Consider the following 26,591-nt stretch of genomic DNA (forward strand, 5'->3'; position numbering starts at 1 on the left):
GGCGTGTCTGACGATTGGAATTCTTCTTCGGTGTCGGGGCGGCCCGCCTATCCTGTGTTGCGCTCGAAGGGACAGCCCGCCGGGTCGGGGCCGCCGTGGTTGGCGAGGATCCGCAGCAGCATGCCGCGCAGCGCCTCGATCTCGTCATGGGTGAAGCCCTCGAAATGACGGCGCATGACATTGCAGAAGACGGCCGGGAGCTTTTCGACCATGGCGTTGCCGGCCGGGGTGATCGACAGGTCCACCACCCGGCGGTCGTCGTCGCGGCGCGTGCGCGCGATCAGGCCGCGCTTTTCCATGCGGCTCAGCAGGCGCGTGACCGATCCGGCATCGGTGTTCAGCTTGCGGGCCAGGTCGGTCACCGTGGTGGCCTCGCCCTTGGCCAGCATCATCAGGCAGCTTGCCTGGGCCTGGGTCATGTCCAGGCTGCTGACCTCCTGCTCCACGCCCTGCGACAGCGTGTTCTTGGCGCGCCCCAGCAGGTAGCCGACGCTCTTGCCGATTTCATAGTCGGCCGGGTCGAACAGGTCTTCGGGCGGGGGTAGGGGTGTCGGGTAGGTCATCTCTTGTCGCTGCAATCTTTGCCTGGGCAAATATAAGCATGCCGCAAGTGATGTTCAAGCACTGAAATTTGTTATTGCGGAAAACGCAATGACGCGTCTTGATCTATGCTGGACAGCAATAGGGTGTTCTGCGCTGCAACATGCTAGAATGTCGGGTTAATTTTTTCCGATAGCTCCGCCTTCAGGGGACGCCGAATGACCCGCGCCATCCGTAATATCGCCATCATCGCTCACGTCGATCATGGCAAGACCACCCTGGTCGACCAACTCCTGCGCCAGGCAGGCACCTTCCGCGACAACCAGCAAATCGCCGAACGGGTGATGGACTCGAACGACCTGGAAAAGGAACGCGGGATTACCATCCTCGCGAAGAACTGTGCCGTCGAGTACAACGGCACGCACATCAACATTGTCGATACCCCGGGCCACGCCGACTTCGGCGGTGAAGTGGAGCGCGTCCTGTCGATGGTCGACGGCGTGCTGCTGCTGGTGGACGCCGTGGAAGGCCCGATGCCGCAAACGCGTTTCGTGACGCGCAAGGCACTGGCCCTGGGCCTGAAGCCCATCGTGGTGATCAACAAGATCGACCGCCCGGGCGCCCGCCCGGACTGGGTGATCAACCAGACCTTCGACCTGTTCGACAAGCTGGGCGCCAACGACGACCAGCTCGATTTCTCGGTGATCTACGCGTCGGGCCTGAACGGCTACGCCGGCCTGACCGAGGACGTGCGCGACGGCGACATGAAGCCGCTGTTCGAGACCGTGCTGGACAAGGTACCGGTGCGTAACGACGACCCGAACGGCCCGCTGCAGATGCAGATCATCTCGCTGGACTATTCGAGCTACGTCGGCAAGATCGGCGTGGGCCGCATTTCCCGTGGCCGCGCCAAGCCGCTGCAGGACGTGGTGGTCAAGTTCGGCCCGGAAGGCAATCCGATCAAGGGCCGTATCAACCAGGTGCTGAAGTTCAGCGGCCTGGAGCGCGAAATCGTGGCCGAGGCGGAAGCCGGCGACATCGTGCTGATCAACGGTATCGAGGAACTGGGCATCGGCTGCACCGTGTGCGCCCCGGAAGCCCAGGACGCGCTGCCGATGCTGAAGGTGGACGAGCCGACGCTGACGATGAACTTCTGCGTCAACACGTCGCCGCTGGCCGGCCGTGAAGGCAAGTTCGTGACCAGCCGCCAGCTGCGCGAGCGTCTGGACCGCGAACTGAAGTCGAACGTGGCGCTGCGCGTGGCCGATACCGGCGACGACACCATCTTCGAAGTGTCGGGCCGTGGCGAACTGCACCTGACCATTCTGCTGGAAAACATGCGCCGTGAAGGCTACGAGCTGGCCGTGTCGCGTCCGCGCGTGGTGTTCAAGGACATCGGCGGCGTCAAGCACGAGCCGTACGAACTGCTGACCGTGGACGTCGAAGACGGCCACCAGGGTTCGGTCATGGAAGAGCTGGGCCGCCGCAAGGGCGAACTGCTCGACATGGCGTCGGACGGCAAGGGCCGTACCCGCCTGGAATACCGCATTCCGGCGCGTGGCCTGATCGGCTTCCAGGGTGAATTCCTGACGCTGACCCGTGGTACGGGCCTGATCAGCCACATCTTCGACGACTACGCGCCGGTGCGCGAAGGCGGCCTGGGCGAGCGCCACAACGGCGTGCTGATCTCGCAGGACGACGGCGACGCCGTGGCCTACGCGCTGTGGAAGCTGCAGGATCGCGGCCGCATGTTCGTGAAGCCGGGCGATGCGCTGTACGAAGGCATGATCATCGGCATCCACAGCCGCGACAACGACCTGGTCGTGAACCCGATCAAGGGCAAGCAGCTGACCAACGTGCGCGCGTCGGGTACCGACGAAGCGGTGCGCCTGGTGCCGCCGATCCAGATGTCGCTGGAATACGCGGTGGAATTCATCGCCGACGACGAACTGGTGGAAATCACGCCGAAGAGCATCCGTCTGCGCAAGCGTCACCTGAAGGAGCACGAGCGCAAGCGTGCTTCGCGCGACGCGAACTGATTTCCGGCGTCCGGCCTGCTGGCCGGTCCTTGGAAACGAAAACCGCGCCCATGTGGCGCGGTTTTTTTTCGTCGCCCGACTTAGGTTTGCTCCCCTCTCCCGCTCGCGGGAGAGGGGCCGGGGGAGAGGGCAAGCATATCAACCTCCGAAGCCGCAGCCCGTGGTCCTCGCCACTCCGGCGGCTTCCACAAATACCGGAGATCGCGCTCGCGCCGCACATCGGCAAACATGTCGCGCCATTCGTGAAACGTCAGCGTCAGCGGGTTGTAGGTACGGACCTGGCGCGTGATGCCGTATTGCGGCGCCTCCTGCTCGGGCACGAAGGTGCCGAACATGCGGTCCCAGACCGTCAGCACGCCGGCGTAGTTGCGGTCGATGTACTGCGGATTCTTCGCATGATGTACGCGGTGCACACTTGGCGTATTGACGATCTTCTCAACGATCGGCCAGCGTTGTCCGAGCCGCGTATGGACGAAGAACTGGAACGCGAGGTTCAGGCCGACGGCCAGGATGACCCAATCTGGAGAAAATCCGATAAAAGCCAGCGGAATCCAGAACATCCACATGCCCGAGACCGGATAGGTCAGGCTTTGCCGGAACGCCGTGGAGAAGTTCATGCCTTCCGACGAGTGATGGGCCACGTGCGACGCCCACATCCATCGCACCCGATGGCTGGCGCGGTGGAACCAGTAATAAAGAAAGTCCTGCAGCAGCAACAGCAGCGCAAAAGACCACCACGTCTGGGGCACGGCGCGCAGGCCGTGGGCGTAGCACCATGTGTAGACCGTGCGGATCATCAACCAGAGAAAGAAGGCGTCCGATGCCTGGTGCATCAGCGCCAGCGTGGCGTTCGACAGCGTGTCGCGCCAACTGTAGACCGAGCGGTCGCGCCTGGACCAGTACCAGGCCTCCCAGCCAATCGTCAGCACGAAGACTGGCGCGAAGGCTAGCAGGATCAGGCCGGGGTCAAAACCCTGGGCGGGGGTAGCGCCCGATGTCATGGAGGATGTCATGGCGCAAGTGTGCATATTTCCGCCAGATTCGCACCGAGGATTTCCTCCATACGCACGTCAAGTGGCGCCCGCTTAACGTTTTGCGATCCATCACGAAAATGAAGGACTGACTATCACCGGGAGGCAATCAAGTCGGCCACGACAATGCCGTCATTGGGGCGACGGCCATGGAGGAGTGGCCGATATTCAAGTCACGGAGAGAACTGCCCCATGTTTCGCAACACTACGATTGGAACCCGTTTGTGGCTTCTGACAATTGTCACAAACTTGTTGCTGTTGATTGTCGGTGCCGTTGGTTGGATCGGCATGTCGCGTAGCAACGACGCCACGCGCCAGATCTACCAGCAGCAATTGTCGGCCGCCACGTATCTGGCGGAGGCGCGCTCGAATCAACTGCTGGTGCGTGTGCTGCTGGACCAGGCGGCCTTTGCCACCGAGGCGGCCGATGCCAAGGCCCGCGCCGCCACGGCCCAGGACTTCGCGCGGCTGTCCGACGCCGCATGGCAGTCGTATCTGGCCATTCCGCGAACCGACGAGCAGACACGCGCCACCGAGAATGTGTCAGAGAAACGCCGCGCGCTGTTCCAGGAGGGCGTGACGCCGATGATCGCCGCCCTCAACGCGGGCAACCGCGAGGCGATGATGAAGGCGGTCATGGAGACAATTCCGAAACTCGATATCCAGTTCACCGCCGTCAATACGGAACTTGGGCGCCTGCAAGTGGAAAGCGCCAAGGCCGTCTACGAGAATTCCCAGCATCGCTACGACAGGCTGCTGACCGTTTCCATCGCGGTCCTGGTGCTTGGCCTGGCGTTCAGCACCGTGGTGGCCTGGCGCCTGCGTGCGTCGATCGTCCATCCGCTGGATATCGCCATTGGCCGTTTCGCGCGCATGGCGGACGGCGATCTTAGTATTTCGGCGATGCGCGATGGCGCTGCAATCGCCGACGAGCACGCAAGAAGCGAGACCAGCCGCATGCTCGGCATGCTGGGGCGCATGCAGGGGCGTCTGGCCGAGATGGTGGGCGAAGTGCGCAGCGGCGCCGATTCGATTGCGGCGGCGAGCCAGCAGATTGCCAGCGGGAATGCCAACCTGTCGCAGCGTACCGAGCAGCAGGCCGCGTCGCTTCAGGAGACCGCTTCGAGCATGGAGGAGTTGACCAGCACCGTGCGCCACAACGCCGATAGCGCCCGCGAGGCCAGCACCTTGGCGGTGGATGCGCGCCGGCTGGCAGAGACCGGCAGCCAGGCCGTGTCGCGGGTGCAGAGCACGATGCAGCAGATCGACACCGGCGCCAACAAGGTGGTGGACATCATCGAGGTGATCGAGAAGATCGCCTTCCAGACCAATATCCTGGCGCTCAATGCGGCCGTGGAGGCCGCGCGGGCCGGCGAGCACGGCCGTGGCTTCGCGGTGGTGGCGGGCGACGTGCGCGATCTGTCGCAGCGGTGCGCGGCGGCGTCGAAGGAAATCCGCACGCTGATCGGCGCCTCGGTGTCGAATGTGCGCGAAGGCACATCGCTGGTGGACGACGCGGAGCGCGCCATGCAGGACATCGTCAATGCGGTGCGCCGCGTGAGCGATATCGTCGGCGGCATCAGCGCGGCGTCGGACGAACAGTCGCGCGGCATCGAACAGGTGAACGTGGCCGTCTCGCATATGGACGGCATGACGCAGCAGAACGCGGCGCTGGTGGAGGAAGCCGCCGCGGCGGCCGGGTCGCTCGAAGACCAGGCGCAACGGCTGACAGGGCTGATGTCGGCCTTCCGGCTGGCGTGATCGCCAGGGCTGCAGCGGCTCGACAGACGATAAGCCGATTCTGAAACGGCGCCGTCATCGAATCCGGGCAAGGCAGGTGGCGTAAAATTGCCGCCTACTGGAACGGAGACGGATATGACGGAGTTTGTATCGACGGCGGTGCAGGGCGGTGTGGCCTATCTGACGCTGACCCGCCCGCAGGCCCTGAATGCGTTGTCGCTCGACATGATTCGCGCGATCACGCAGGCGTTGCAGCAGTGGGAAACCGATGCCGCCGTGCATGCGGTGGTGGTGGCCGGCGCGGGCGGCAAGGCGTTCTGCGCCGGCGGCGATATCCGCTGGTTCCATCAGGCGTACTACGCCAACGACCCGATGCTCGACCAGTTCTTTGTCGAGGAGTACGCGCTCAACCATCTGATCCACCGCTACCGCAAGCCCTATATCGCCCTGATGGACGGCGTGGTGATGGGCGGCGGCATGGGCATCTCGCAGGGCGCCCGGCTGCGCATCGTCACCGACCGTACCAAGATGGCGATGCCGGAGACGAACATCGGCCTGTTCCCCGATGTGGGCGGCGGCTGGTTCCTGGCGCGTACGCCGGGCCATATCGGCGAGTACCTGGGCCTGACCGGCACGGTGATTCACGCCGCCGACGCCCTGTACGCGAAGCTGGCCGATGCCTATCTGCCGGCCAATGTGATGGCGGAACTGGCGGCATCGCTGCAGGCGCATGCGTTTGACAGCGGCGACGCCGTGCTGGCCCATATCGCCACCTTCACGGGTCAGCACGCGGCGGCGTGCGTGCCGCACGCCAGCCCGCTGGCCCAGCATGCCGGCATGATCGACACGCTGTTTGCCGGCGCCACGGCGCAGGAGATTCTGAGCGCGGTCAGTGACACGGCCGGCGACTGGGCGGCCCAGACCGCCGCCACGCTGCGCAGCCGGTCACCGCTGATGCTTTGCGTCACGCTGGAACAGATCCGCCGTGCGCGCACGATGACGCTGGAAGACGAGCTGCGCATGGAGCTCGACATGATGTACGACGTGTTCCGTCATGGCGACGGCATCGAGGGCATCCGCGCGCTGGTCATCGACAAGGACCACCAGCCGAAATGGAATCCGGCCCGCCTTGACGAAGTGACGCCGGGCCGCGTGCGCGCGTTCTTCGACAGCAAGTGGCGGCGCGAGGAACATCCGCTGGCATCGCTGGCGTAGTCGCTCCGCCCGCTGCGCCATTTGCATCGGCATGGGCGTTGCGCGCGGTGGCCGGCGGCGGCCATGCAAGTCAAGTACAGTGTGGGCAGGGCTGGCCCTGCTGCCGGAGCCGGCCTGTGATTCACTTCGACCGTGTGTGAACAGTGAAAGGAACCGTAATGAGCAATCCTCGTGATGTCGCCGTACTGGTGGGAAGCCTGCGCAAGGAATCCCTGAACCTGAAACTGGCCAAGGCCCTGGCCGCGATTGCGCCGCCGCAGCTCAAGCTCGATATCGTCGAGATTCGCCAGTTGTCCCACTACAACCAGGATGACGACGCCAATCCGCCATCGGAATGGGTGGCCTTCCGTGACCGTATCCGCCGCGCCGATGCCGTCCTGTTCGTTACCCCTGAATACAACCGCTCGGTGCCGGGCGTGCTGAAAAATGCCATCGACGTGGGATCGCGCCCGTATGGGGAAAGCGCCTGGGACGGCAAGCCGGGTGGCGTGATCAGCGCGTCGCCGGGCAATATCGGCGGCTTTGGCGCCAACCACCACCTGCGCCAGTCGCTGGTGTTCCTGAATATTCCGGTGCTGCAACAGCCGGAAGCCTATATCAGCGGGGTGGACAAGCTGTTCGATGAGCAGGGCGGCATCAGCAACGACTCGACCCGGGGCTTCCTGAGCAAGTACCTGACGACCTTCGCGGCCTGGATCGACCGCAACGCCGCGGCGCGCTGACAGTCGGCCGCCGATCGCGCCAGTCCGATTCAAACGTCGGTAAGCCCCGTCCTACAAGGCGAAGCGGGGGAGACCCGACACCGGCAGTGACCCCTGCTTTCTATAGTGAAGCCATGTTCAAACACATAGACAAGGAGGAAACACCATGCCGTACATTCTCGCCTGGCTGCTCGGCGTCCCGGCCTTCGTCCTGATCCTGATCTGGCTCTTCATGCACTGAGTGCAGCCCGCCCAACATGAGAGACGGCGCCTCCGGGCGCCGTTTTTACTGGCCGCGTGCCGCGCACCCGATGTGAGCGTTCCGGGGCGCTGCTCAGGAACGTCATCTCGCGTATACTTGCGGGTCTTCCTCAGTCCGTGGACCCAGAACCGTACCCGGACGCTCCCTCGACGCCATACCCATGACTGCAAATCCGCGCCGCATCTCGGTTGCCCCGATGATGGACTGGACTGATCGCCACTGCCGCACGTTCCATCGCGCGCTGAGCCAGCACACCTGGCTTTATACCGAGATGGTCACCACGGGCGCGCTGCTGCATGGCGATGTGGCGCGGCATCTCGATTTCGACGCGGCCGAGCAGCCCGTGGCACTGCAGCTGGGCGGTAGTGAACCTGCCGATCTCGCGCAGGCGGCGAAGCTGGGTGAGCAGTGGGGCTACAAGGAAATCAACCTCAATTGCGGGTGCCCCTCGGAGCGCGTGCAGCGCGGTGCGTTCGGCGCGTGCCTGATGGCAGAGCCCCAGCTGGTTGCCGATTGCGTCAAGGCGATGCGGGATGTGGTGTCGGTGCCCGTGACGGTGAAGCATCGCATTGGTATCGACACGATCGAGCACTATGACTTTGTTCGCGACTTCGTTGGCATTATTGCCGACGCCGGTTGCGAAACATTTATCGTGCACGCCCGTAATGCCATTCTGAAAGGCCTTAGCCCGAAAGAAAATCGGGAAATTCCGCCGTTGCGGTACGAAGTTGCATACCAGCTGAAGAAAGAATTTCCGCAGCTGGAAATCCTGATTAACGGCGGCATTGTCTCTTATGGCGAAATGGAAGAACATTTGCGCCACGTGGATGGGGTAATGATCGGCCGTCAGGCTTACCACGATCCTTATATCCTCGCCGAAATGGACAGCCGTTTCTACGGCGTTGAATCGCCGATTCCAACGCGCGAAGACGCCGAAATGGCCATGCAAGCCTATATCGGCCATCTGGTGGAGCGGGGCGGCTATATGGGCGCTGCCACCCGGCATATGCTGGGCCTCCATCGCGGGGTCTATGGCGGACGCGGCTGGCGCCGGGTGCTGTCGGATGCACGGCGCATGAACGCTGCCCGCACCCGGGCCGACGTGGATGCGCTATTCGAAGAAGCGCGTTCCCATCTGCGTCCAGACCTCCTGGAGGCGGCCTGAGCGACCCCCGAACGTGACGATCGTATGCGGGCTGGACTGGAGGAAAAACTCTAATTTCGAACGATCGTGCTATGCACATGCCGCAAATGTATGCCCCAAGGGCGTTTGCGGCGGTTGAGGTGACTGGAAACCCGCGTGGGCAAAGGGATTCCCCTAATTCGCCAGTCCTGCGGCATGTTCTTACACTGTGCCTGCCCTCGAATACAGGGCTTTCTTCAACTGATTTTTGAGCCCGCCGTGTGCGGGCTTTTTTTCTGCCCCGTCTCGTTGTTACCACAGCAACCGTGGGTTTGCCCGGATGGTGCGCCGTGCGTTCGGGGTCTACATTGAATGTGCCTTCAGGGCATTGAGATCGCTAATTTAAGAGTCCGCTTGCGAGCGGGCTCTTTTTTTTCGTGGGTCGCGCCATGCACGAATCGCGCATAAAACCGTGGCGTACCTGAACACCAAAAAAAAGCAGGCGATGCTCGTCGGGAGTGATCGCCTGTCGGGAATGTCGAGGGGGTCAATGTCCCTCGGGGAAGAGTATCCAACAGCATTATTTGCGACAGAACCCTGCCGTGGTGGGGCAAGACCTCCGCTTTTGAAGGGCAGGCCGATACGTCAAGCTCGGGCTATTGTTAAGACATGCCCTGTCGAGCGGCGCGTAGGTCATGTTACGATGCGCTGAAAAATGCCGCGACATTAGCCGGCATGGCGTGGGAGTCGTATCTTCACGGATGCGGCGCCAAGTGGGGGAAAAGCAGTTGGGCTGGCCGGTTCGAGCGGTGTGACGGGGAATGTCGAAGCCAGTGAATCGGAAGCGAGCCCTGAGGAAACGAAATGGAAGCGGAAGAACCATTCGGTGAAGTCTTCGAGGACTACCGGGTGATCTGGGTAGCCGAGCAACTGCAGGACGGCAAATGGACTGCGCGCTATTGCTGGCACCCAGGCACATCGATCGACGCCGGCAAGGCGTTGCAGCGCGACGTCCTGAATGGCAAGTCGAAACGCTTGCTTGGACTTTTTCCGAGCGAGGCAGAGATCATCGCTGCGATCAAGGAAGCCGTGCTGCTGGAAGCGAAGTGGGTGGGCCCCCGATGAAGTCCGGAAGCCATCCGCCAGCGAATCCGAAATTTTTTTGTGCGGAATACTAGCCATCAGCAGAGAATGCTTGTATAGTCTTGTTCTTCGCTGATCGACACAACGGTCAACGAAAAATCTCTACGGTGGCTGTAGCTCAGTTGGTAGAGTCCAGGATTGTGATTCCTGTCGTCGTGGGTTCGAGTCCCATCAGCCACCCCAAAGAATTCCCTTGCAAAACAGCCGCTTAGTCAAGCGGCTGTTTTGCTTTGCACGCATCCCTTCCCACCATCCCTTCCGCCTGGTGCAACCGACCTGACAGCATCCGATTGCGATCGCATACGCCAAGGCGAAGCCGGTCGATGGGCGAAAAAAACCGGACGTTGGCGGGGTCGACAAGGTCCGGTTCTGCGCATGACGCGAATGCGCAGTGATGCGGTTGCGCGCTGATCCGCGTGGCACGCGGCCAGATTTCAATCGAGCAGTTTCGTGGTCGGTTCTGCCAGTTCCAGCATGCGGCAGATGGCTGCCATGTTGCCGACCATCGTGCGACGTTGCGCGCCCTGGTAGACGCGGACGCCCTTGATTTGCCGGAACGGGACCGGCTTGACCGGGCGGCGGGAAGCGATGGGATTCGATTGCAGCATGGCAACACCTCGTAATTTGCGACAGCAGTGGTCCGCGCCCGTCGTCCAGCAAGGACGGGGCGGCATGGGCAAAGCAAAGCGGGTGACCAGGGCAGACGGCCGTGCTGCCTAAGTCTCGGGAGCCGGAGTCGCTGTCAGGCGCCTCCGATCACGCTAGAAGCCTGACGATCGGATCAGGCCGACAGCGATACCTTCAAGGGAGAACTCGTCGCGGCCCGAATGGAGCACGATGTTCTGGAAATCGGGGTTTTCTGCGATCAGTTCGATCGTGTCGCCGCGTTTCTTCAGGCGCTTGACCGTGACGTCCTCGCCCAGGCGGGCTACGACGATCTTGCCGTTGGCTGCCTCGCTGGCTTTCTTCACGGCCAGCAGGTCGCCATCGAGAATGCCGGCGTCGCGCATACTCAGGCCGCGTACGCGCAGCAGGTAGTCCGGACGCTCGTCGAAGACCGATGCATCCACCTGGTACTGACGGTCGATATGTTCTGCGGCAAGGATCGGGCTGCCCGCAGCGACGCGACCGACCAGCGGCAGCGTCAACTGCAGCACGCCTGCCATTGGCAGCGAGAACTGGTCGGAACGTTCCGAATCGCTGCGTGCCACCTTGAGCCGGATGCCGCGCGATGCGCCGGGGGTCAGTTCGATGACGCCCTTGCGTGCCAGCGCCCGCAGATGTTCCTCGGCCGAATTGGGCGAGGAAAAACCAAACTCGGCGGCGATCTCTGCGCGCGTGGGCGGGAAGCCCGTGTTGCGGATCGTGTCGCGGATCAGATCGAAAATCTGCTGCTGCCGGGGTGTCAGGGTCGCCATGGTTCGCCGGTCTCTCGTGCCGAAGCACTGTATGTTTAAACAGTATGCTGTGATTTTATACAGTATCGTGTGAAGTGCAAGCACAATTTGCGCAGTGGGCTCTACATGGGCGACGGCGGCACCGGTGGCTTCGCGGGTTTGCCAAGGGGGCGCTGGGGCGGGGTGGCAGTTACAATCGTCGGCCAGATCCCGGGCCGCGCCCGCCCGGCCAGCCCCCTCAGTCAGCCTATTTACATGTCAGCGTCTTCCTCATCGTTGCCCCGTGTCGTCGTGCTTGCCACCGGCGGCACCATTGCCGGATCGTCCGGCGACCCCGCCAGCAGTGCCCAGTACCAGGCGGCTACCGTGCCGGTGTCGCAACTGGTCCAGGCCGTGCCCGCGCTGGCCGATGTCGCGCGCGTGGAGGCCGAGCAGGTGGCGCAGGTCGACAGCAAGGACATGACGTTCGGTCTCTGGCAGCAGCTGGCGGCGCGGGTGGCGTACTGGTCCGGCCAATCGGACGTGGCCGGCATCGTGATTACGCACGGCACCGATACGCTTGAAGAAACGGCGATGTTTTTGCACCTGACGCAGCCGTGTCCCGTGCCGGTGATCATCACTGCGGCGATGCGCCCGGCAACGTCGCTGTCGGCGGATGGCCCGCTGAACCTGCTCGATGCGGTGCGCGTCGCGGCCCATCCGGACGCGCGGGGCCTGGCTGTGCTGGTGGTGCTGAACCAGCAGATCCACGCCGGGCGCGACGTGACCAAGGCGCATACGTCCGCCGTCGATGCCTTTGTCTCGCCGAATGCCGGTCCGGTCGGCTACGTGCAGGACGCCTATATTCGATTCACGCGTACGCCGTCCCGGCGGGAGGCGCCGTGCTTGCCGGTGCCGTCGGCCTGGCCGATGGTGGAGATCGTGGTCAGCCATGCCCAGCCGGGCAGGGTGGCCGTGGATGCACTGGTGTCGGCTGGTGTGAAGGGGCTGGTCGTGGCCGCCACCGGCAATGGCTCGGTCCACGAAACCCTGGTGGCGGCGTTGGCCGATGCGGCGGCGGCTGGTGTGGCAGTGGTGCGCAGTTCACGTACTGGCGCCGGCCATGTGTCGATTCCGGCGCGGCCGGCGGCGGGGGCTGGCCTGTTTGCGTCGGCGGCCGACCTCAACCCTTACAAGGCGCGCGTGCTGCTGCTGGTGGCGCTGGCAGCCGACCCCGCGCTCGGCGTCGATGCCGGGCGCCTGCAGTCGCTTTTTGCCGCCTGCTGAGCCGCCTGCACCGCGTACCTTGCGGATTCCCGGGTTTCCGGGCTATACTCGCCGGCTATTCAACCTTGCCGCACCGGACGTGACGCCCGGGTGGCTCATCCCAAAAGGAGCGTCAATGCGTCATTACGAAATCGTATTTATCGTCCATCCGGACCAAAGCGAACAAGTGCCGGCGATGATCGAGCGTTACAAGCAGCTCGTCACGTCGCAAAATGGCCAGATCCATCGCGTGGAAGACTGGGGTCGTCGTCAGATGGCCTACATGATCCAGAAGCTGGCCAAGGCTCACTACGTTTGTCTGAACATCGAATGCGGCAAGGACACGCTGGCTGAACTCGAGCACGCGTTCAAGTTCAATGACGCCGTGCTGCGTCACCTGATCGTCCAGACCAAGAAGGCTGAAACCGCGCCGTCGCCGATGATGAAGGAAGTGCAGCGCGAAGAAGCCCGCAAGGCCGCGCAAACGACCACGGAAGGCCAGGCCGCCTGAGTGCGGACTGCTGTGTCGCGGTGAACCAGCTTCGGCTGACCGCCACGCTCGCCGAGCGAGATACGCTGCGCTATACGCCAGCCGGCATCCCTGTCGTCAACTGCATCCTGCAGCATGCCGGCGAGGTGATGGAGGCGGAAACGCCCAGGCAGGTGGAATTCGCAGTGGTGGCCATGGGCATCGGCCCGATTGGCCAGCGGCTCGAGCGCATGCCGCTCGGCACGCTGCTCGACTGCGAAGGCTTTCTGGCCCGCAAGCACCGCAACAGCAAGACACTGGTCTTTCACATCACTCGATGTAAAGCATTCGAAAAGGATTGAATCATGGCATTCGTCAAACGTGACAACAAGAACAAGAAGCGCTTCCAGCAACAGAACCCGCTGTTCAAGCGCAAGCGCTTCTGCCGCTTCACCGTGGCTGGCGTCGAACAGATCGACTACAAGGATCTGGACACGCTGAAGGACTTCATCGGCGACAACGGCAAGATCACGCCGGCTCGTCTGACCGGTACCAAGGCGCACTATCAGCGTCAGCTGGATACGGCCATCAAGCGCGCCCGCTTCCTGGCGCTGATGCCGTACACCGACCTGCACAAGAACTGATAGTCCCGGGACCGCAAGGAGAAATACACGATGCAAGTCATTCTGCTGGAAAAAGTCATCAACCTGGGCAACCTGGGCGACATCGTTCGCGTGAAGGACGGTTACGCACGTAACTTCCTGATCCCGACCAAGCGCGCTCGCCGTGCTACGCAAACCGCCATCGCCGAATTCGAAGTGAAGCGCGCCGAGCTGGAAAAGGCCGCTGCCGCCAAGCTGGCTGCTTCGCAAGCCGAAGGCGAGAAGCTGAACGGTCTGACCGTCCAGATCACGCAGAAGTCGGGCGTGGACGGCCGTCTGTTCGGTTCGGTGACCAACGCCGACATCGCCCAAGCCCTGGAAGGCCAAGGCTTCAAGGTCGAGAAGTCGCAAGTGCGCCTGCCGAACGGCCCGCTGAAGATGGTTGGCGACTACGCCGTTGGCGTGTCGCTGCACACCGACGTGCTGGTCGACATCACCGTTTCGGTGCTGGGCGAGCACGTCTAAGCTGTACGCGTCCACGATGTGCCGGTCCGGACCGGCGCGTCGGATGCACAAAAAAGGCAGGAGCCACGCTCCTGCCTTTTTTTGTTTTTTGCGTGGCGCCCGGCGCCGTTATAATTCCCTCCCATGAACGCGCCCGCCGCAGATCCCCAACTAGACAACCTCAAGGTTCCTCCGCACTCGATCGAGGCCGAACAATCGGTGCTTGGCGGGTTGCTGCTGGATAACGCCGCCTGGGACCGCATCGCCGACTTCCTGTCCGAAGCCGATTTCTATCGGTTTGACCATCGGGTGATCTTCCAGAGCATCGCCCGCCTGATCTCCGCCACCAAGCCGGCGGACGTGATCACGGTCTTCGAAATGCTTCAGGTGGCCGGCAAGGCCGAGGAAGTGGGCGGGCTGGCCTATCTGAATTCGCTGGCGCAGAATACGCCGAGCGCAGCCAATATCCGTCGCTACGCCGAGATCGTTCGGGAACGCTCGGTCCTGCGCAAGCTTGTGACGGTTGCCGACGACATCGCTTCCGCGGCTTTCGCGCCCAAGGGGCGCGAGGTGCGCGAACTGCTCGACGAGGCCGAATCCAAGGTTTTTGCGATTGCGGAAGAAGGCTCGCGTGGCCAGAAGGGCTTTCAGGAGATCCAGCCGCTGCTGACGCAGGTGGTGGAGCGGATCGACGAGCTCTATCACCGCGACAGCACCACGGACGTGACCGGCGTGCCGACCGGCTTCATCGACCTGGACCGCATGACCAGCGGTATGCAGCCGGGCGACCTGATTATCGTCGCCGGTCGCCCCTCGATGGGTAAAACCGCGTTTTCGCTGAATATTGGCGAGCATGTGGCGGTAGAGCAGGGCTTGCCCGTGGCCGTGTTCTCGATGGAAATGGCAGGCGTGCAGCTGGCCATGCGTATGCTGGGCTCGGTGGGTCGCCTGGACCAGCACCGCCTGCGTACCGGCCGCCTGCTGGACGAGGACTGGCCGCGGCTGACGCACTCGATCCAGCGCATGAACGATGCGCAGCTGTTCATCGACGAGACGCCTGCGCTGAATCCAATGGAATTGCGGGCCCGTTCGCGCCGGCTGGCGCGCCAGTGCGGCCAGCTGGGCCTGATCATCATCGATTACCTGCAGCTGATGTCGGGATCGGGTGGCGGGGAAAACCGGGCCACGGAAATTTCCGAAATTTCTCGGTCGTTGAAGGGGCTGGCCAAGGAGCTCAACTGCCCGGTTATCGCGCTGTCGCAGCTGAACCGAAGCCTGGAGCAACGTCCGAACAAGCGCCCCGTCATGTCCGACCTGCGCGAATCGGGCGCCATCGAACAGGATGCCGACGTCATTCTGTTCATCTATCGCGACGAGGTCTACAACCCTGACTCGCAGGACAAGGGGACTTCCGAAATTATCATCGGCAAGCAGCGTAACGGGCCGATCGGCACCGTTAGGCTCACGTTCCTGGGTCAATTCACGAAGTTCGACAACTTCAGCGGCGGCCCGGCGTTCTTCGACAACGACACCTGATTCTCAGGGGGTTACACCGCTGGACGGTGCAACCCTGTAAAATATTGCGCTTTGATGACAGCCGCCCACGAGGCGGCTGTCGTGCGATTGCTCTGCCTCCCATTTGCAACACACAACCGAGCGTGCCGTCAGGTACGCCACAAGGACATTTCATGTTCGGCCGTTTCATGCCCACCGAGGGCAAGTTCTTCGAATACTTCAACCAGCACGCCGATTGCGCCGTTACCGCCGCGCACGAGCTGGAAGCGTTGGTCAATGACCTGCCCAACGCCGAAGGCCATGCCCGACGCGTGCAGGCTACCGAAAAGAAGGCAGACCGTATCACGCACGACACGATCGACCTGCTGCACAAGACCTTCATCACGCCGCTGGACCGTGACGAGATCCACAAGCTCATCACGACCATGGATGACATCCTGGACCTGATGGAGGACGTGGCCGAGACGATCTCGCTGTACGACGTCACGCACCTGACCGACGAAGCCCGCCGGCTGGCCACGATCTGCGTGCAGTGCTGCGAAGCCGTCAAGATCGCCGTGGGACTGCTCGAAGACATGGGCAACGCCAGCACGATCCTGAAGACGGCCCAGCAGATCGACCAGCTCGAATCGGAAGCCGACCGCGTCATGCGCTCGGCCATGTCGAAGCTGTTCCGCGACGAGACCGACGTCAAGCGTCTGATCAAGCTGAAGGCGATCTACGAGCAGCTGGAGTCCATCACCGACAAGTGCGAGGACGTGGCGAACATCATCGAAGGCATCGTCCTGGAAAACGCCTGAGGCTCCCACTGGCATGCAAACAGTACAAATGAGCTTGTGGGTCATCGGGTTGCTGGTGGCGCTGGCATTGCTGTTCGACTTCATGAACGGCTTTCACGACGCGGCCAATTCGATTGCCACGGTGGTCTCCACGGGCGTGCTGAAGCCGCACCATGCCGTGGCCATGGCGGCCATGTGCAACGTGGTGGCGATCTTCATCTTCCACCTGAAGGTGGCGGCCACGGTGGGTACGGGCACGATTGACGTGCATATCGTCGATCACTACGTGATTTTCGGCGCGCTGGTCGGCGCTATTGCGTGGAACGTGATTACCTGGCTGTACGGTATTCCGTCGTCGTCGTCGCACGCGCTGATCGGCGGCCTGGTGGGCGCCGCGGTGGCCAAGGGCGGCACGGGCGTGCTGGTGGGCAACGGCCTGCTGAAGACGGTGGCCTTCATCCTGATCTCGCCGCTGCTGGGCTTTATCCTGGGCTCGCTGATGATGGTGATCGTGGGCTGGACGTTCTTCCGGACGCCGCCGTCGCGCGTGGACCGCTGGTTCCGCCGGCTGCAGCTGGTTTCGGCGTCGCTCTACAGCCTGGGACACGGCGGCAACGACGCGCAAAAGACCATCGGCATTATCTGGATGCTGCTGATCGCCAGTGGCCACGTGGCCGTCGGCGGTGCGGAGCCGCCGATGTGGGTCATCGTGAGCTGCTACGTGGCCATTGGCATGGGCACGCTGTTCGGCGGCTGGCGGATCGTGCGGACCATGGGCCAGAAGATCACCAAGCTGAAGCCCGTGGGCGGCTTCTGCGCGGAAACCGGCGGCGCGATTACGCTGTTCATCGCTTCGGCGCTGGGCGTGCCGGTGTCGACGACGCATACCATCACCGGCGCCATCGTCGGCGTTGGCTCGGCGCAGAAGATGTCGGCCGTGCGCTGGGGCGTGGCGGGCAATATCGTATGGGCGTGGGTGCTGACGATTCCAGCATCGGCGTTCATGTCGGCCATCGCCTGGTGGATCGGCAAGCAGATCCTGTAAGCCTTGCCGGACGTATCGGCAGATGAAAAAGCCAGGCATTGCGCCTGGCTTTTTTGCTATTGATTAGCGAATGCCGCGATCGGGTCGTCGTCCGGCGGTGGGGCTGAGGGTGCGGCGGGCGCCGGCATGGGCGAGGTCGGGGCGGGCGTGATCGACGGTGCAGGGGCCGGCGCAGGCGCAGGCGTCATTGGCAGATTGCTGGCCGCCACGACACGCCGCGCGCCGTTGTAGCGCGAGGCCCAGTAGGACTTGCCCATGTCTTCGAGCCGGACCGTGCCGCCGGTGGCCGGCGCGTGCACGAACCGGTTCTGTCCGACATAGATGCCGACATGCGAGTTGGCGCGGCCGGTGGTATTGAAGAAGACCAGGTCGCCCGATGCCACGTCGCTACGGTCGAGCGATACGCCGCGCTGGCCCATCTGCTCGGTGGTGCGCGGCAGGTTGACGCTGGCGGCGCGCTGCACCACGTAGCGGACCAGGCCGCTGCAGTCGAAGCCGGAATCGGGCGTGTTGCCGCCGTAGCGGTAGGGCGTGCCGACCAGCGACATCGCCTGGATCGAGATTTCTTCCAGGCCGGCGCTCGGGTCGATCATGGGCTTGCCCGGGGTCCGGGGCAGCGAAGACGTATGGCGGGCAGGGGGGCCGCCGGCGCAAGCGGCCAGCAACAGGGCGCTGGCACACAGTGCAGTCAGGGCGAGCCGGGACGAACTCCGCGATGGCGGAGCCGGGGACATCGACACACGCGCCGGGCGCGGTGAGGGCGGCAATAAAAGCGGGCGCTGCGGCATCCTTCTTGTCGTTCGGTTGCCGGGTCAGGCGTCCGCCCCACCGTACAGGGTGGGTGCCAGCGAAAATTTCCAGGTGGAACTACCAAGTAGCACTACCAGCGCAACTGCGCGTTGCGCGTACCGGTACTGATCTTGATGGACTTTGGCTGACCCTTGTAACTGGCCTCGATATTGTAGCTGCCTTCCGGCGCACGTATGAGGCAGCGCGGGCCGCCCGCACGGAAATCGGCCACATTCTGGCCGTCGCGTGTCAGTTTTACGTCAACATCGGCCAGGTATTCGCCATTGGCCCCCCGGGTGAACAGGATGCCCATGTTGAAGTTCTTCTCCTGTTCGGCCAGCCTGGCCCGTTCGTCCTCGGCAATGCCGCCGCAGACATAGCTGACCGGGCCCATGGTGCGGATCACCATTTCATTGCCTGCCGGGGCGCTCGCTGCCGGGGCACTGCCTGCCGGCGTGCTGGCGTCCGCGGCCTTGGCCGGCTGCAGGGCGGCCGCCACGATGACCGTGGCGCCAATCAGCGCAGCCACGGCAAGGCGCTTGCGCCGGGCGGCGCGCGCGTTATGGGAAAACAGGGTCCTACTGGTGGACAGGTATCTGCTGAAAGACTGTTGCCTGTTCATCGACGCCTCCGTATCGACATGAACACCCGGTCATCATAGCCGGGTCGTGCGGTGCTGGCTGTCGGCCAAACGCCGACGCTGTGGGTTGCACCACACTACGCGATGCGGCCACGGCCGGCCATGGAACAGGCCGGCCGTGGAAGTGCCAGGTTTGCAGTGACTGACGCGTTACAGCACGTCCGCAGCGTGGTCGGCCAGGCGCGAACGCTCGCCGCGGGCCAGCGTCACATGGCCGCTATGGCTCCAGCCCTTGAAGCGGTCCACCACGTAGGTCAGGCCGGACGAGCCTTCGGTCAGGTACGGCGTGTCGATCTGCGCGATATTGCCCAGGCAGATGATCTTGGTGCCGGGGCCCGCCCGGGTAACCAGGGTCTTCATCTGCTTCGGCGTCAGGTTCTGCGCTTCATCGATGATCACGAACTTGTTGACGAAGGTACGGCCGCGCATGAAGTTCATGCTCTTGACCTTGATACGCGAGCGGATCAGTTCCTGCGTCGCCGCGCGGCCCCATTCGCCGGCGCTGTCGTCGCTCTTCTGCAGCACTTCGAGGTTGTCGTCGAAGGCCCCCATCCACGGCTGCATCTTCTCTTCCTCGGTGCCCGGCAGGAAGCCGATGTCCTCGCCCACGGGCACGGTGGCACGCGTGACGATGATCTCGTTGTAGAGCTTCTGGTCCAGCACCTGTTCGAGGCCAGCTGCCAGCGCCAGCAGCGTCTTGCCGGTGCCGGCCTGGCCCAGCAGCGTCACGAAATCGACGTCGGGGCTCATGAGCAGGTTCAGCGCAAAGTTCTGCTCGCGGTTGCGGGCCACCACGCTCCACACGTTGTTCTTGTTGTGGGTGTAGTCCCTGAGCGTCTGCAGCAGGGCGGTCTTGCCGTTGATCTCCTTGACCTGGGCGTACAGCGGCAGGCTGCCGTCCATCGGCTCCAGATAGACGAACTGGTTGACCAGGAACGACGGCACCAGCGGGCCGGTCAGGCGATAGAACATCGTGCCCGACTTCGGGTCCTGCCAGCTTTCCACGCCCTTGCCGTGCTTGGCCCAGAAGTCGTTGGGCAGCTGCATCACGCCCGAGTACAGCAGGTCCTTGTCTTCCAGGACCTGGTCGTTGAAGTAGTCCTCGGCCGGCAGGCCCAGCGCGCGGGCCTTGATGCGCATGTTGATGTCTTTCGACACCAGCACCACCTGGCGCTCCGGATACTGCTGCTGCAGCGCGCTGACCACGGCCAGGATCTGGTTGTCGGCCTTGCCTTGTGGCAGGCCCTCGGGCAGCTTGATGTCGTTCAGGCGGGTCTGGAAGAACAGCTTGCCGGCCGCGTCGCGGTTGCCGAGCGTGGCCAGCGGCAGGCCTTCGTCGAGCACGCCGTCGGTGCCGCCCACGAGCTGGTCCAGCGTGCGGCTGACCATGCGCGCGTTGCGTGCGACTTCGCTCATGCCCTTCTTGTGGTTGTCCAGCTCCTCGAGCGTCATCATCGGCAGATAGATGTCGTGTTCCTCGAAGCGGAACAGCGAGCTCGGGTCGTGCATCAGCACGTTGGTGTCGAGCACGAACAGCTTGCTGGGGCCTGCGGACTTGCGCGTGCGGCGCGTGGGGCCGGCGGCCGGCTTGACCAGGCTGACGGACGGCGATGCCGGCGGGGTGGCGACCGGCGCCGGGGCGTCGGCGGTCTTGGCCCGGGTTGTGCTGCCGGCGCGTGCGCGGGTGGCGGGCGCCTCGGTGTCGCCGGTCTCGAGCAGTGCCACACGCTCGAGGACCGGCACGGGTTTCTTACCCTGCGCGGCTTTGGCCTTGGGCAGTGTCACCGGAGCGAACTCGCTCGGGTCCAGCAGTTGGGCAGGCTTGGCGGGCATGGTAGGCAGCGGCATGCTTGGCTTTCCTTTCAGGGGAGCAAACGGGGGCGAAAAAGCTGGCTTACAGCCGGGCGTACAACCAGGAAACGGCGGAAATCGGGAAAACCGGAGTGGCGGGACGCAAGGCGTCCCGGAAGGAAACCAACCAGGAAACAAAAAAGCCGCCAGTCCTGGAATACAGGGGTGGCGGCTTGTCTGCGGTCCCGCGACGCGGCAGGTCCGCTACCAGCCCTGGGACTGTGCCTGTCGGGCCGGGACGTTACTGCAGCGTGGCAACTGTGATCGGAACGCATTGAGGCCAAATCTACCCGAAGGTTTTGGCTTTTGCAATCGGTCAGACTCTCGTCGCGGTTGCGCAACTGTCATCGGGCCGCGCAACGCGCGGGTTGCCTCGCCGAGGATGTTCCGGTTCACATCCCCTTGACGATTTCCAGCACCTCGTCCACGTGGTTCGGCACCTTGATGCCCCGCATTTCGTGGCGCAGCACGCCCTTGGCGTCGAGGATGAAGGTGCTGCGCTCGATGCCGCGCACTTCCTTGCCATACATCTTTTTCATCTTGATGACATCGAAGAGGCTGCAGATGGCTTCGTCCGCGTCGGAGATCAGCTCGAAGGGCAGCTCCAGCTTGGCCTTGAAGTTCTCGTGCGACTTCAGGCTGTCGCGCGAAATGCCGAAGACCCTTACGCCGGCGGCCTCGAAGGCGTCATGCTGGTCCCGGAAATTCATGGCCTCGGTGGTGCAGCCCGGCGTGTTGTCCTTCGGGTAGAAGTACAGCACCGTGGTCTTGCCGCGCTGGTCGGCAAGACGGAAATCCCCGCCCGTAGCGGGGGCCTGGAAGTCGGGAACGGCCTTGTTGAGACTGACGGTCATGCTGGTGGCTCTCCTGGATGGCAGTGCATCATCGGTGACGGCAGCGGCCGATTATTGGTGGTGTTCGCCCGGACCTGCGCCATGGCGGGTGCAGATTGGGGCAGTTGGCCGGACTTCAAGCGTGGCGCAGCCGCAACCCGGCAAAAAAGCGGCGCCTGGGCAGCCGAGACCGACACGTCAGCCCTGTGCAGCGGGCTCCACCAGCAGCACCGCCGCGACCTTGCGGCCCTCGGCCATCAGAATATTGTAGGTGCGGCATGCAGCCTGCAGGTCCATGGCGTCCACGCCGATATGCAGGCGCGCCAGCGCTGCCGTCAGGCGCGGATGCGGAAAGCGCAGCCGGTTGCCGGTGCCCAGCAGCACGACTTCCGGCTTCTTCTCCAGCAGCGCCTCGAAGTGGGTCGGTTCCAGGTCTTCGAAGCGGCCCACCGGCCAGGGCGCGACATCGCCCTCGGGCATGACCAGCACCGACTGGTCGTGTCGCACCGCATTGATTTCGACATAGCCGGGGCCGTAGCCGGTCACGGTATTCAGGTTCTGGGGTTGGTCGGCGTGGAGTTTCAAGGAGGGGGCCTCATGCCGCCCGGGGTGTCCGGAGGCCGCTCCCTGGGGTGGGACGGGCGGCCGGATCGGCTACGGAAGGGGCGGGCGGCGGGTTGGTGGCAGGATCGTGCGCGCGGGGAGCCAAAAGGCTCGCTGCAATGCAAGAATCCATGCCGAAGTCTGTCATAATCCGATATCTTATAGCTTTTGGTGCGACACGCACTCTTCGTGTCCGGTAGCTCATCGTTAAGAGCACGCTCAATAGAGCATCGACCTTTGCTGAGACAAGGGGAAGGCCTCGGCCTGAACCGTCCCATCTCAGCCATTTCTTGCTTTGACAAGCCCAGCCGCAAGGTTGGAGCGAGTCCATGTGTTGTGGGAAGGCCAGCGTATCCGCTAACTCGCAGCTTGCTATTTGCTGGATGGATCTCCAGCCGTTGCCCAAAGGCGGGGACGCTTGCCTTTGGGCAGGTGTCTTTGCAGTACGCACGCTCCCCGGAGGGTGCGGGTGGACATGCAGCAGCAGTTTCGCTGCGTGTTCGCTACATAGCATTTAAACCGGCCCAATAGGGTCGGCGCTAGGTTCTTTGGGACGCAGGCCATGCGCTCGCAAGAGCCCGTCTGTCGTCAAGCGCCTGCCAGCACGGAGGCACTGAAGTAATGAAGTGAGGTTCCCGGAGCGATAGCTCTGCGCGTTATGGTTCGGTCGAATACACCCGCGAGGGTGCCTCGATAGAGAACCTGCTATGCGACTAGCAGTAGCCTAGGGAGACATGCGTCACTGGTAACGGTGGGGTGTGAAGCTCTCCTGACAACGTAGCCCCTGTAAGGGTGCGTCCCTGTCGTGAGATAGGTTCGCAGAGACTCCGAGCAGCAATGGGGTCAAGGAGCCAGGCTGACTGGTATGGGTAATGTAAGTGAACTGCTGATAAACGTCGTAAATAAGGCGGTGCCAAAGCTGCTGATAGGCACTAACCAAACGGTACGTGATCGGATGCTCCGCTCGAAAGTCGGAGTACGTCGCTAGATAGATCACCGGCGAAGAGGCAGGCCCTAAGCCAGTCGTGTAATGCGCAGGGAACGTGGTAAGCCCGTATGGCTGCCGGAGCGCCGTATGGCTCTGGCAGGCGAACCGCAAGGGACGCTGTTGGCTGTGCGGGTATGGGAGGTTGGAGAAAGCGAACGCCGGGTTGTAATGATCCGGATAGGGGTTGAAACATCATCCCACGCGAAAGCGAGCAGACTTCCAACTGGTCTTTCGTCGCAAGACGGCTGACTGAACTCGCTTGTTTAATTTTCTTCCCTTTGGGGGGTGACATGCCCCCAAGGGGGCATGTTGTCTCTGCTGTTTGGGGAAGCCCTCAAGATAGGAGAGCAGCATGGAAGCATTGATCCGCGAGGATGAATCTGCGCCCTCCGGCATCCCGCAGCGATGGGGCGACATCAACTGGCGCCGCGTCGACCGGAATGTTCGGGCAATGCAGATTCGAATTGCGAAGGCAACACAGGAAGGGGATTGGCGCAGGGTGAAAGCCTTGCAACGATCTCTGACCCGCTCGTTTTCCGCCAAAGCATCGGCGGTACGACGAGTGGCGATGAACCAAGGAGCGCGGACGGCGGGAGTCGACCGCGTCGAGTGGGACTCACCTGAAGCCCGATGGGCAGCCATTGGGAGGTTGAAGCGCCGGGGGTATCGCCCGCTGCCGTTAAGGCGGGTGTACATCCCCAAGGCAAATGGGAAAGAACGCCCTCTGGGCATTCCGACCATGCACGACCGGGCCATGCAGGCGCTGTATCTGCTGGCGCTGGAACCGGTGTCCGAAGGAACGAGCGACCCGAACTCTTACGGGTTTCGGATCAATCGCTCTACTGCGGATGCCATGTCCCAGCTGTTTGTTTCCCTATCCAAGAAAGCCTCGGCTCAATGGGTGTTGGAAGCAGATATCAAAGGGTGCTTTGACCATATCAGCCACGACTGGCTGGAGCGCAATGTCCCTATGGATAAAGCAATCCTACGGAAGTGGTTGAAAGCTGGCGTGGTCTTTCAGGGCCAGTTTCAGGCGACCGACGCTGGAACACCACAGGGGGGCATCATTTCCCCGACCTTGGCAAATGTGGCACTGAACGGGTTGGAGCAACAACTGATCGAGTCCTTGCGGGCAAGACTGGGCGTTGCCAACACGAAGAAGCTGAAAGTGAACGTCGTACGGTACGCGGATGACTTTGTGATCACCGGCAACACGCCGGAAGTTTTGGAGCACGAAGTGAAGCCGTGGGTAGAGCAGTTCCTAGCAACACGGGGACTGACGCTCTCCACGGAGAAAACACGAATCGTCAACATCGCTGACGGCTTTGACTTTCTTGGGTGGAATTTCCGGAAATACTCGGGAACGCTGCTCATCAAACCGAGCAAGAAAAACGCGCAAGCGTTCTATCGCAAGGTCAAGGAGGTCATCGGGACACATAGGGGGAAACGGACGGCAGATTTAATCCAGACGTTGAACCCGATGCTGAGGGGCTGGGCGCAGTATCACAGCCCAGTGGTTGCGAAAGCGATGTTCGCCCACATGGAGCATCTGATTTTTAGGTCTCTATGGAGGTGGGCAAAGCGGCGACACCGAAGGAAGGATACCGAGTGGGTGCGAAGGACATACTTCGCCTCAGTTGGGAACCGGAACTGGGTGTTCGGTGCCACGATGTGGAATAGGGCGGGTGAGCGCTACTGGATGGAACTGTATTCGATGCCGAGTACGCCTATCCGGAGGCACAAGAAGGTTCGCGGGGACTACCATCCCTTCGACCCAGCGCAGGAAATGTATGGCGAGACGCTGCGGCAGGAACGTATGGCAGAAAGCATGTCGTACCGAAGGCAGTGGGCAAAGCTGTTCATGTCCCAGCGGGGCTTGTGTGCGGTATGCCAGAGCAAGATTACCAAAGAGACAGGATGGGATGACCATCACATCGAACCTCGGGTATCCGGGGGCTCGGATGCTCTAGGGAACCGCGTTCTGGTGCACCCCGATTGTCATATTCAAGTCCATTTCCACGGCCAAGTTGCTGTGAAGCCGGTGTATGATTCGTCCATATACTTTGTAGAGGCTTGAGCCGTATGCGGGGAAACTCGCACGTACGGTTCTTAGGGGGGAGGGGGTCAGTAATGACCGTTCTCCTACCCTACCCTCCCGGTCTGCCACGCCCGACTGCTGCCCAGCGACGCGCGCCGCCAGACGTCCAGGACAATCCAGAAGATTCCCAAGACCGCTGCCGCCGAGACCGGCAGCTTGCCCTGACATCGCCGAAACCGCCGTGAAACCCATCCAGAAATCGAACAAGCTCCAGAACGTTTGCTATGACATCCGCGGCCCGGTGCTGGAAAAGGCCAAGCAGATGGAGGAAGAGGGGCACAAGATCATCAAGCTGAACATCGGCAACCTGGCCGTGTTCGGGTTCGATGCGCCGGAGGAAATCCAGCAGGACATGATGCGCAACCTGCCGAATTCGGCAGGTTATTCCGATTCCAAGGGCATTTTCGCCGCGCGCAAGGCGATCATGCACTACACCCAGGAAAAGAAAATCCAGGGCGTGGAGCTGGACGACATCTACGTGGGCAACGGCGCGTCCGAGCTGATCGTGATGTCGATGAACGCGCTGCTCAACAGCGGCGACGAAGTGCTGGTGCCGGCGCCCGACTATCCGCTCTGGACGGCCGCGGTGAGCCTGTCGGGCGGCACGCCCGTCCACTATGTGTGCGACGAGGCCAACGAGTGGATGCCAGATCTGGACGACATCCGCCGCAAGATCACGCCGAACACGCGGGCCATCGTCGTGATCAACCCGAACAACCCGACCGGTGCGCTGTATTCGGACGAACTGCTGCAATCGATCGTCACCATCGCGCGCGAGCACGGGCTGATCATCTTCGCCGACGAGATCTACGACAAGGTCCTGTACGACGGCAACGCGCACACGTCGATCGGCTCGCTGTCCACCGACGTGCTGACCGTGACCTTCAACGGCCTGTCGAAGAACTACCGCTCGTGCGGCTACCGTGCCGGCTGGATGGTGGTGTCGGGTGACAAGCGCCCGGCGCAGGACTATATCGAAGGCCTGAACATGCTGTCGTCGATGCGCCTGTGCGCCAATGTGCCGGGCCAGTGGGCAATCCAGACCGCGCTGGGCGGCTATCAGAGCATCAACGACCTGGTCGCCGAAGGCGGGCGTCTGCGCCGGCAGCGCGACCTGGCCCACGAACTGATCACGCAGATCCCCGGCATTACCTGCGTCAAGCCCAAGGCGGCGCTGTACCTGTTCCCGAAGCTCGACCTGTCGATGTATCCGATCCAGGACGACCAGGAATTCATCTACGAGCTGCTGCAGGAGTCGAAGGTGCTGCTGGTGCAGGGCACGGGCTTCAACTGGGACGCGCCGGACCATTTCCGGATCGTGTTCCTGCCACACGAGGAAGACCTGCGCGAGGCGGTCAGCCGCGTGGCGCGCTTCCTTGAGAACTATCGCAAACGTCACGGCACGGCCTGAGCCGCCGGGGCGCCCCCTTTTCGTATCA

At 62.7% G+C, this 26,591-nt stretch carries 25 protein-coding genes and 1 tRNA gene; 17 read left to right on the forward strand and 9 right to left on the reverse strand.

Annotation, left to right across the window (positions count from 1 at the left end; all coding sequences use genetic code 11):
• Window positions 1-47: 47 nt before the first annotated feature.
• Window positions 48-563: a MarR family winged helix-turn-helix transcriptional regulator gene (locus AC3G88_RS04665; RefSeq protein ID WP_488770307.1), complete on the reverse strand. Its 516-nt coding sequence runs from the start codon at window positions 561-563 to the stop codon at window positions 48-50.
• A gap of 195 nt (window positions 564-758) precedes the next feature.
• Between AC3G88_RS04665 and typA the strand changes: the two genes are divergently transcribed.
• The gene (gene typA / locus AC3G88_RS04670; RefSeq protein ID WP_029051050.1) at window positions 759-2,579 is read left to right on the forward strand and encodes a translational GTPase TypA; all 1,821 of its coding nucleotides are present in this window, start codon (window positions 759-761) and stop codon (window positions 2,577-2,579) included.
• Between the two features lie 80 nt (window positions 2,580-2,659).
• On the opposite strand, the gene AC3G88_RS04675 is transcribed toward typA, so the two are convergent.
• Window positions 2,660-3,580: a sterol desaturase family protein gene (locus AC3G88_RS04675; RefSeq protein WP_488770306.1), complete on the reverse strand. Its 921-nt coding sequence runs from the start codon at window positions 3,578-3,580 to the stop codon at window positions 2,660-2,662.
• 222 nt (window positions 3,581-3,802) lie between these two features.
• Between AC3G88_RS04675 and AC3G88_RS04680 the strand changes: the two genes are divergently transcribed.
• From AC3G88_RS04680 to AC3G88_RS04705, 6 genes are all read left to right on the forward strand, one after another.
• On the forward strand, window positions 3,803-5,371 hold the full coding sequence (locus tag AC3G88_RS04680; protein WP_488770305.1) for a methyl-accepting chemotaxis protein: 1,569 nt from the start codon (window positions 3,803-3,805) through the stop codon (window positions 5,369-5,371).
• 114 nt (window positions 5,372-5,485) lie between these two features.
• The gene (locus tag AC3G88_RS04685) at window positions 5,486-6,565 is read left to right on the forward strand and encodes an enoyl-CoA hydratase/isomerase family protein (RefSeq protein ID WP_488770304.1); all 1,080 of its coding nucleotides are present in this window, start codon (window positions 5,486-5,488) and stop codon (window positions 6,563-6,565) included.
• 158 nt (window positions 6,566-6,723) lie between these two features.
• Window positions 6,724-7,287: an NADPH-dependent FMN reductase gene (locus AC3G88_RS04690; protein ID WP_153945208.1), complete on the forward strand. Its 564-nt coding sequence runs from the start codon at window positions 6,724-6,726 to the stop codon at window positions 7,285-7,287.
• A 401-nt stretch (window positions 7,288-7,688) separates the two neighbouring features.
• Window positions 7,689-8,693 carry a tRNA dihydrouridine(20/20a) synthase DusA gene (gene dusA / locus AC3G88_RS04695; RefSeq protein ID WP_488770303.1) on the forward strand — a complete coding sequence of 335 codons (1,005 nt, stop codon included), beginning with the start codon at window positions 7,689-7,691 and terminating at the stop codon, window positions 8,691-8,693.
• Window positions 8,694-9,515: 822 nt separating this feature from the next.
• Entirely contained in the window at window positions 9,516-9,776 is a 261-nt protein-coding gene (locus AC3G88_RS04700) for a hypothetical protein (RefSeq protein ID WP_488770302.1), read from the forward strand.
• A 125-nt stretch (window positions 9,777-9,901) separates the two neighbouring features.
• Window positions 9,902-9,977 (forward strand) — tRNA-His (locus AC3G88_RS04705).
• A gap of 251 nt (window positions 9,978-10,228) precedes the next feature.
• Here AC3G88_RS04705 and AC3G88_RS04710 read toward each other — a convergent pair.
• Together AC3G88_RS04710 and lexA are read right to left on the reverse strand one after the other, a co-directional pair.
• A complete protein-coding gene (locus AC3G88_RS04710) occupies window positions 10,229-10,402 on the reverse strand; it encodes a hypothetical protein (RefSeq protein WP_194946421.1) in 174 nt (57 codons plus the stop codon).
• 153 nt (window positions 10,403-10,555) lie between these two features.
• On the reverse strand, window positions 10,556-11,212 hold the full coding sequence (lexA, locus tag AC3G88_RS04715; protein WP_153945205.1) for a transcriptional repressor LexA: 657 nt from the start codon (window positions 11,210-11,212) through the stop codon (window positions 10,556-10,558).
• A 234-nt stretch (window positions 11,213-11,446) separates the two neighbouring features.
• Here lexA and AC3G88_RS04720 point away from each other — a divergent pair, with 234 nt between their 5' ends.
• From AC3G88_RS04720 to AC3G88_RS04755, 8 genes are all read left to right on the forward strand, one after another.
• Window positions 11,447-12,457, forward strand: coding sequence for an asparaginase (locus AC3G88_RS04720; protein ID WP_488770301.1), 1,011 nt, complete (start codon window positions 11,447-11,449; stop codon window positions 12,455-12,457).
• A gap of 115 nt (window positions 12,458-12,572) precedes the next feature.
• A complete protein-coding gene (rpsF, locus tag AC3G88_RS04725; RefSeq protein ID WP_029051059.1) occupies window positions 12,573-12,947 on the forward strand; it encodes a 30S ribosomal protein S6 in 375 nt (124 codons plus the stop codon).
• Window positions 12,948-12,967: 20 nt separating this feature from the next.
• Window positions 12,968-13,267 (forward strand): primosomal replication protein N, encoded by a 300-nt coding sequence (gene priB, locus AC3G88_RS04730; protein ID WP_029051060.1) that lies wholly within the window; start codon window positions 12,968-12,970, stop codon window positions 13,265-13,267.
• A gap of 3 nt (window positions 13,268-13,270) precedes the next feature.
• Entirely contained in the window at window positions 13,271-13,549 is a 279-nt protein-coding gene (gene rpsR / locus AC3G88_RS04735) for a 30S ribosomal protein S18 (protein WP_006163606.1), read from the forward strand.
• A gap of 30 nt (window positions 13,550-13,579) precedes the next feature.
• On the forward strand, window positions 13,580-14,032 hold the full coding sequence (gene rplI, locus AC3G88_RS04740; protein WP_029051061.1) for a 50S ribosomal protein L9: 453 nt from the start codon (window positions 13,580-13,582) through the stop codon (window positions 14,030-14,032).
• 123 nt (window positions 14,033-14,155) lie between these two features.
• Window positions 14,156-15,547, forward strand: coding sequence for a replicative DNA helicase (locus AC3G88_RS04745; RefSeq protein WP_029051062.1), 1,392 nt, complete (start codon window positions 14,156-14,158; stop codon window positions 15,545-15,547).
• Window positions 15,548-15,699: 152 nt separating this feature from the next.
• Window positions 15,700-16,326 (forward strand): DUF47 domain-containing protein, encoded by a 627-nt coding sequence (locus tag AC3G88_RS04750; protein ID WP_029051063.1) that lies wholly within the window; start codon window positions 15,700-15,702, stop codon window positions 16,324-16,326.
• Between the two features lie 13 nt (window positions 16,327-16,339).
• Window positions 16,340-17,350 (forward strand): inorganic phosphate transporter, encoded by a 1,011-nt coding sequence (locus AC3G88_RS04755; RefSeq protein ID WP_092594047.1) that lies wholly within the window; start codon window positions 16,340-16,342, stop codon window positions 17,348-17,350.
• Between the two features lie 56 nt (window positions 17,351-17,406).
• Here AC3G88_RS04755 and AC3G88_RS04760 read toward each other — a convergent pair whose 3' ends face one another.
• The 5 genes from AC3G88_RS04760 to AC3G88_RS04780 form a co-directional block, all read right to left on the reverse strand.
• Complete coding sequence (locus tag AC3G88_RS04760) at window positions 17,407-18,084, reverse strand: C40 family peptidase (protein WP_488770300.1); 678 nt, start codon at window positions 18,082-18,084, stop codon at window positions 17,407-17,409.
• Between the two features lie 146 nt (window positions 18,085-18,230).
• Complete coding sequence (locus AC3G88_RS04765; RefSeq protein ID WP_488770299.1) at window positions 18,231-18,761, reverse strand: hypothetical protein; 531 nt, start codon at window positions 18,759-18,761, stop codon at window positions 18,231-18,233.
• 168 nt (window positions 18,762-18,929) lie between these two features.
• Complete coding sequence (locus AC3G88_RS04770; RefSeq protein ID WP_488770298.1) at window positions 18,930-20,627, reverse strand: PhoH family protein; 1,698 nt, start codon at window positions 20,625-20,627, stop codon at window positions 18,930-18,932.
• Between the two features lie 395 nt (window positions 20,628-21,022).
• Window positions 21,023-21,484, reverse strand: a complete 462-nt coding sequence (locus tag AC3G88_RS04775; RefSeq protein ID WP_488770297.1) for a peroxiredoxin — start codon at window positions 21,482-21,484, stop codon at window positions 21,023-21,025.
• Window positions 21,485-21,661: 177 nt separating this feature from the next.
• Window positions 21,662-22,048 (reverse strand): Mth938-like domain-containing protein, encoded by a 387-nt coding sequence (locus AC3G88_RS04780; protein WP_488770296.1) that lies wholly within the window; start codon window positions 22,046-22,048, stop codon window positions 21,662-21,664.
• A gap of 1,358 nt (window positions 22,049-23,406) precedes the next feature.
• On the opposite strand from AC3G88_RS04780, the gene ltrA reads away from it, so the two are divergent.
• Together ltrA and AC3G88_RS04790 are read left to right on the forward strand one after the other, a co-directional pair.
• A complete protein-coding gene (gene ltrA, locus AC3G88_RS04785; protein ID WP_029051481.1) occupies window positions 23,407-25,131 on the forward strand; it encodes a group II intron reverse transcriptase/maturase in 1,725 nt (574 codons plus the stop codon).
• Window positions 25,132-25,333: 202 nt separating this feature from the next.
• Window positions 25,334-26,563, forward strand: coding sequence for a pyridoxal phosphate-dependent aminotransferase (locus AC3G88_RS04790; protein WP_400393186.1), 1,230 nt, complete (start codon window positions 25,334-25,336; stop codon window positions 26,561-26,563).
• Window positions 26,564-26,591 lie beyond the last annotated feature (28 nt).

It is taken from the genome of Cupriavidus sp. 86D6, assembly GCF_057815095.1.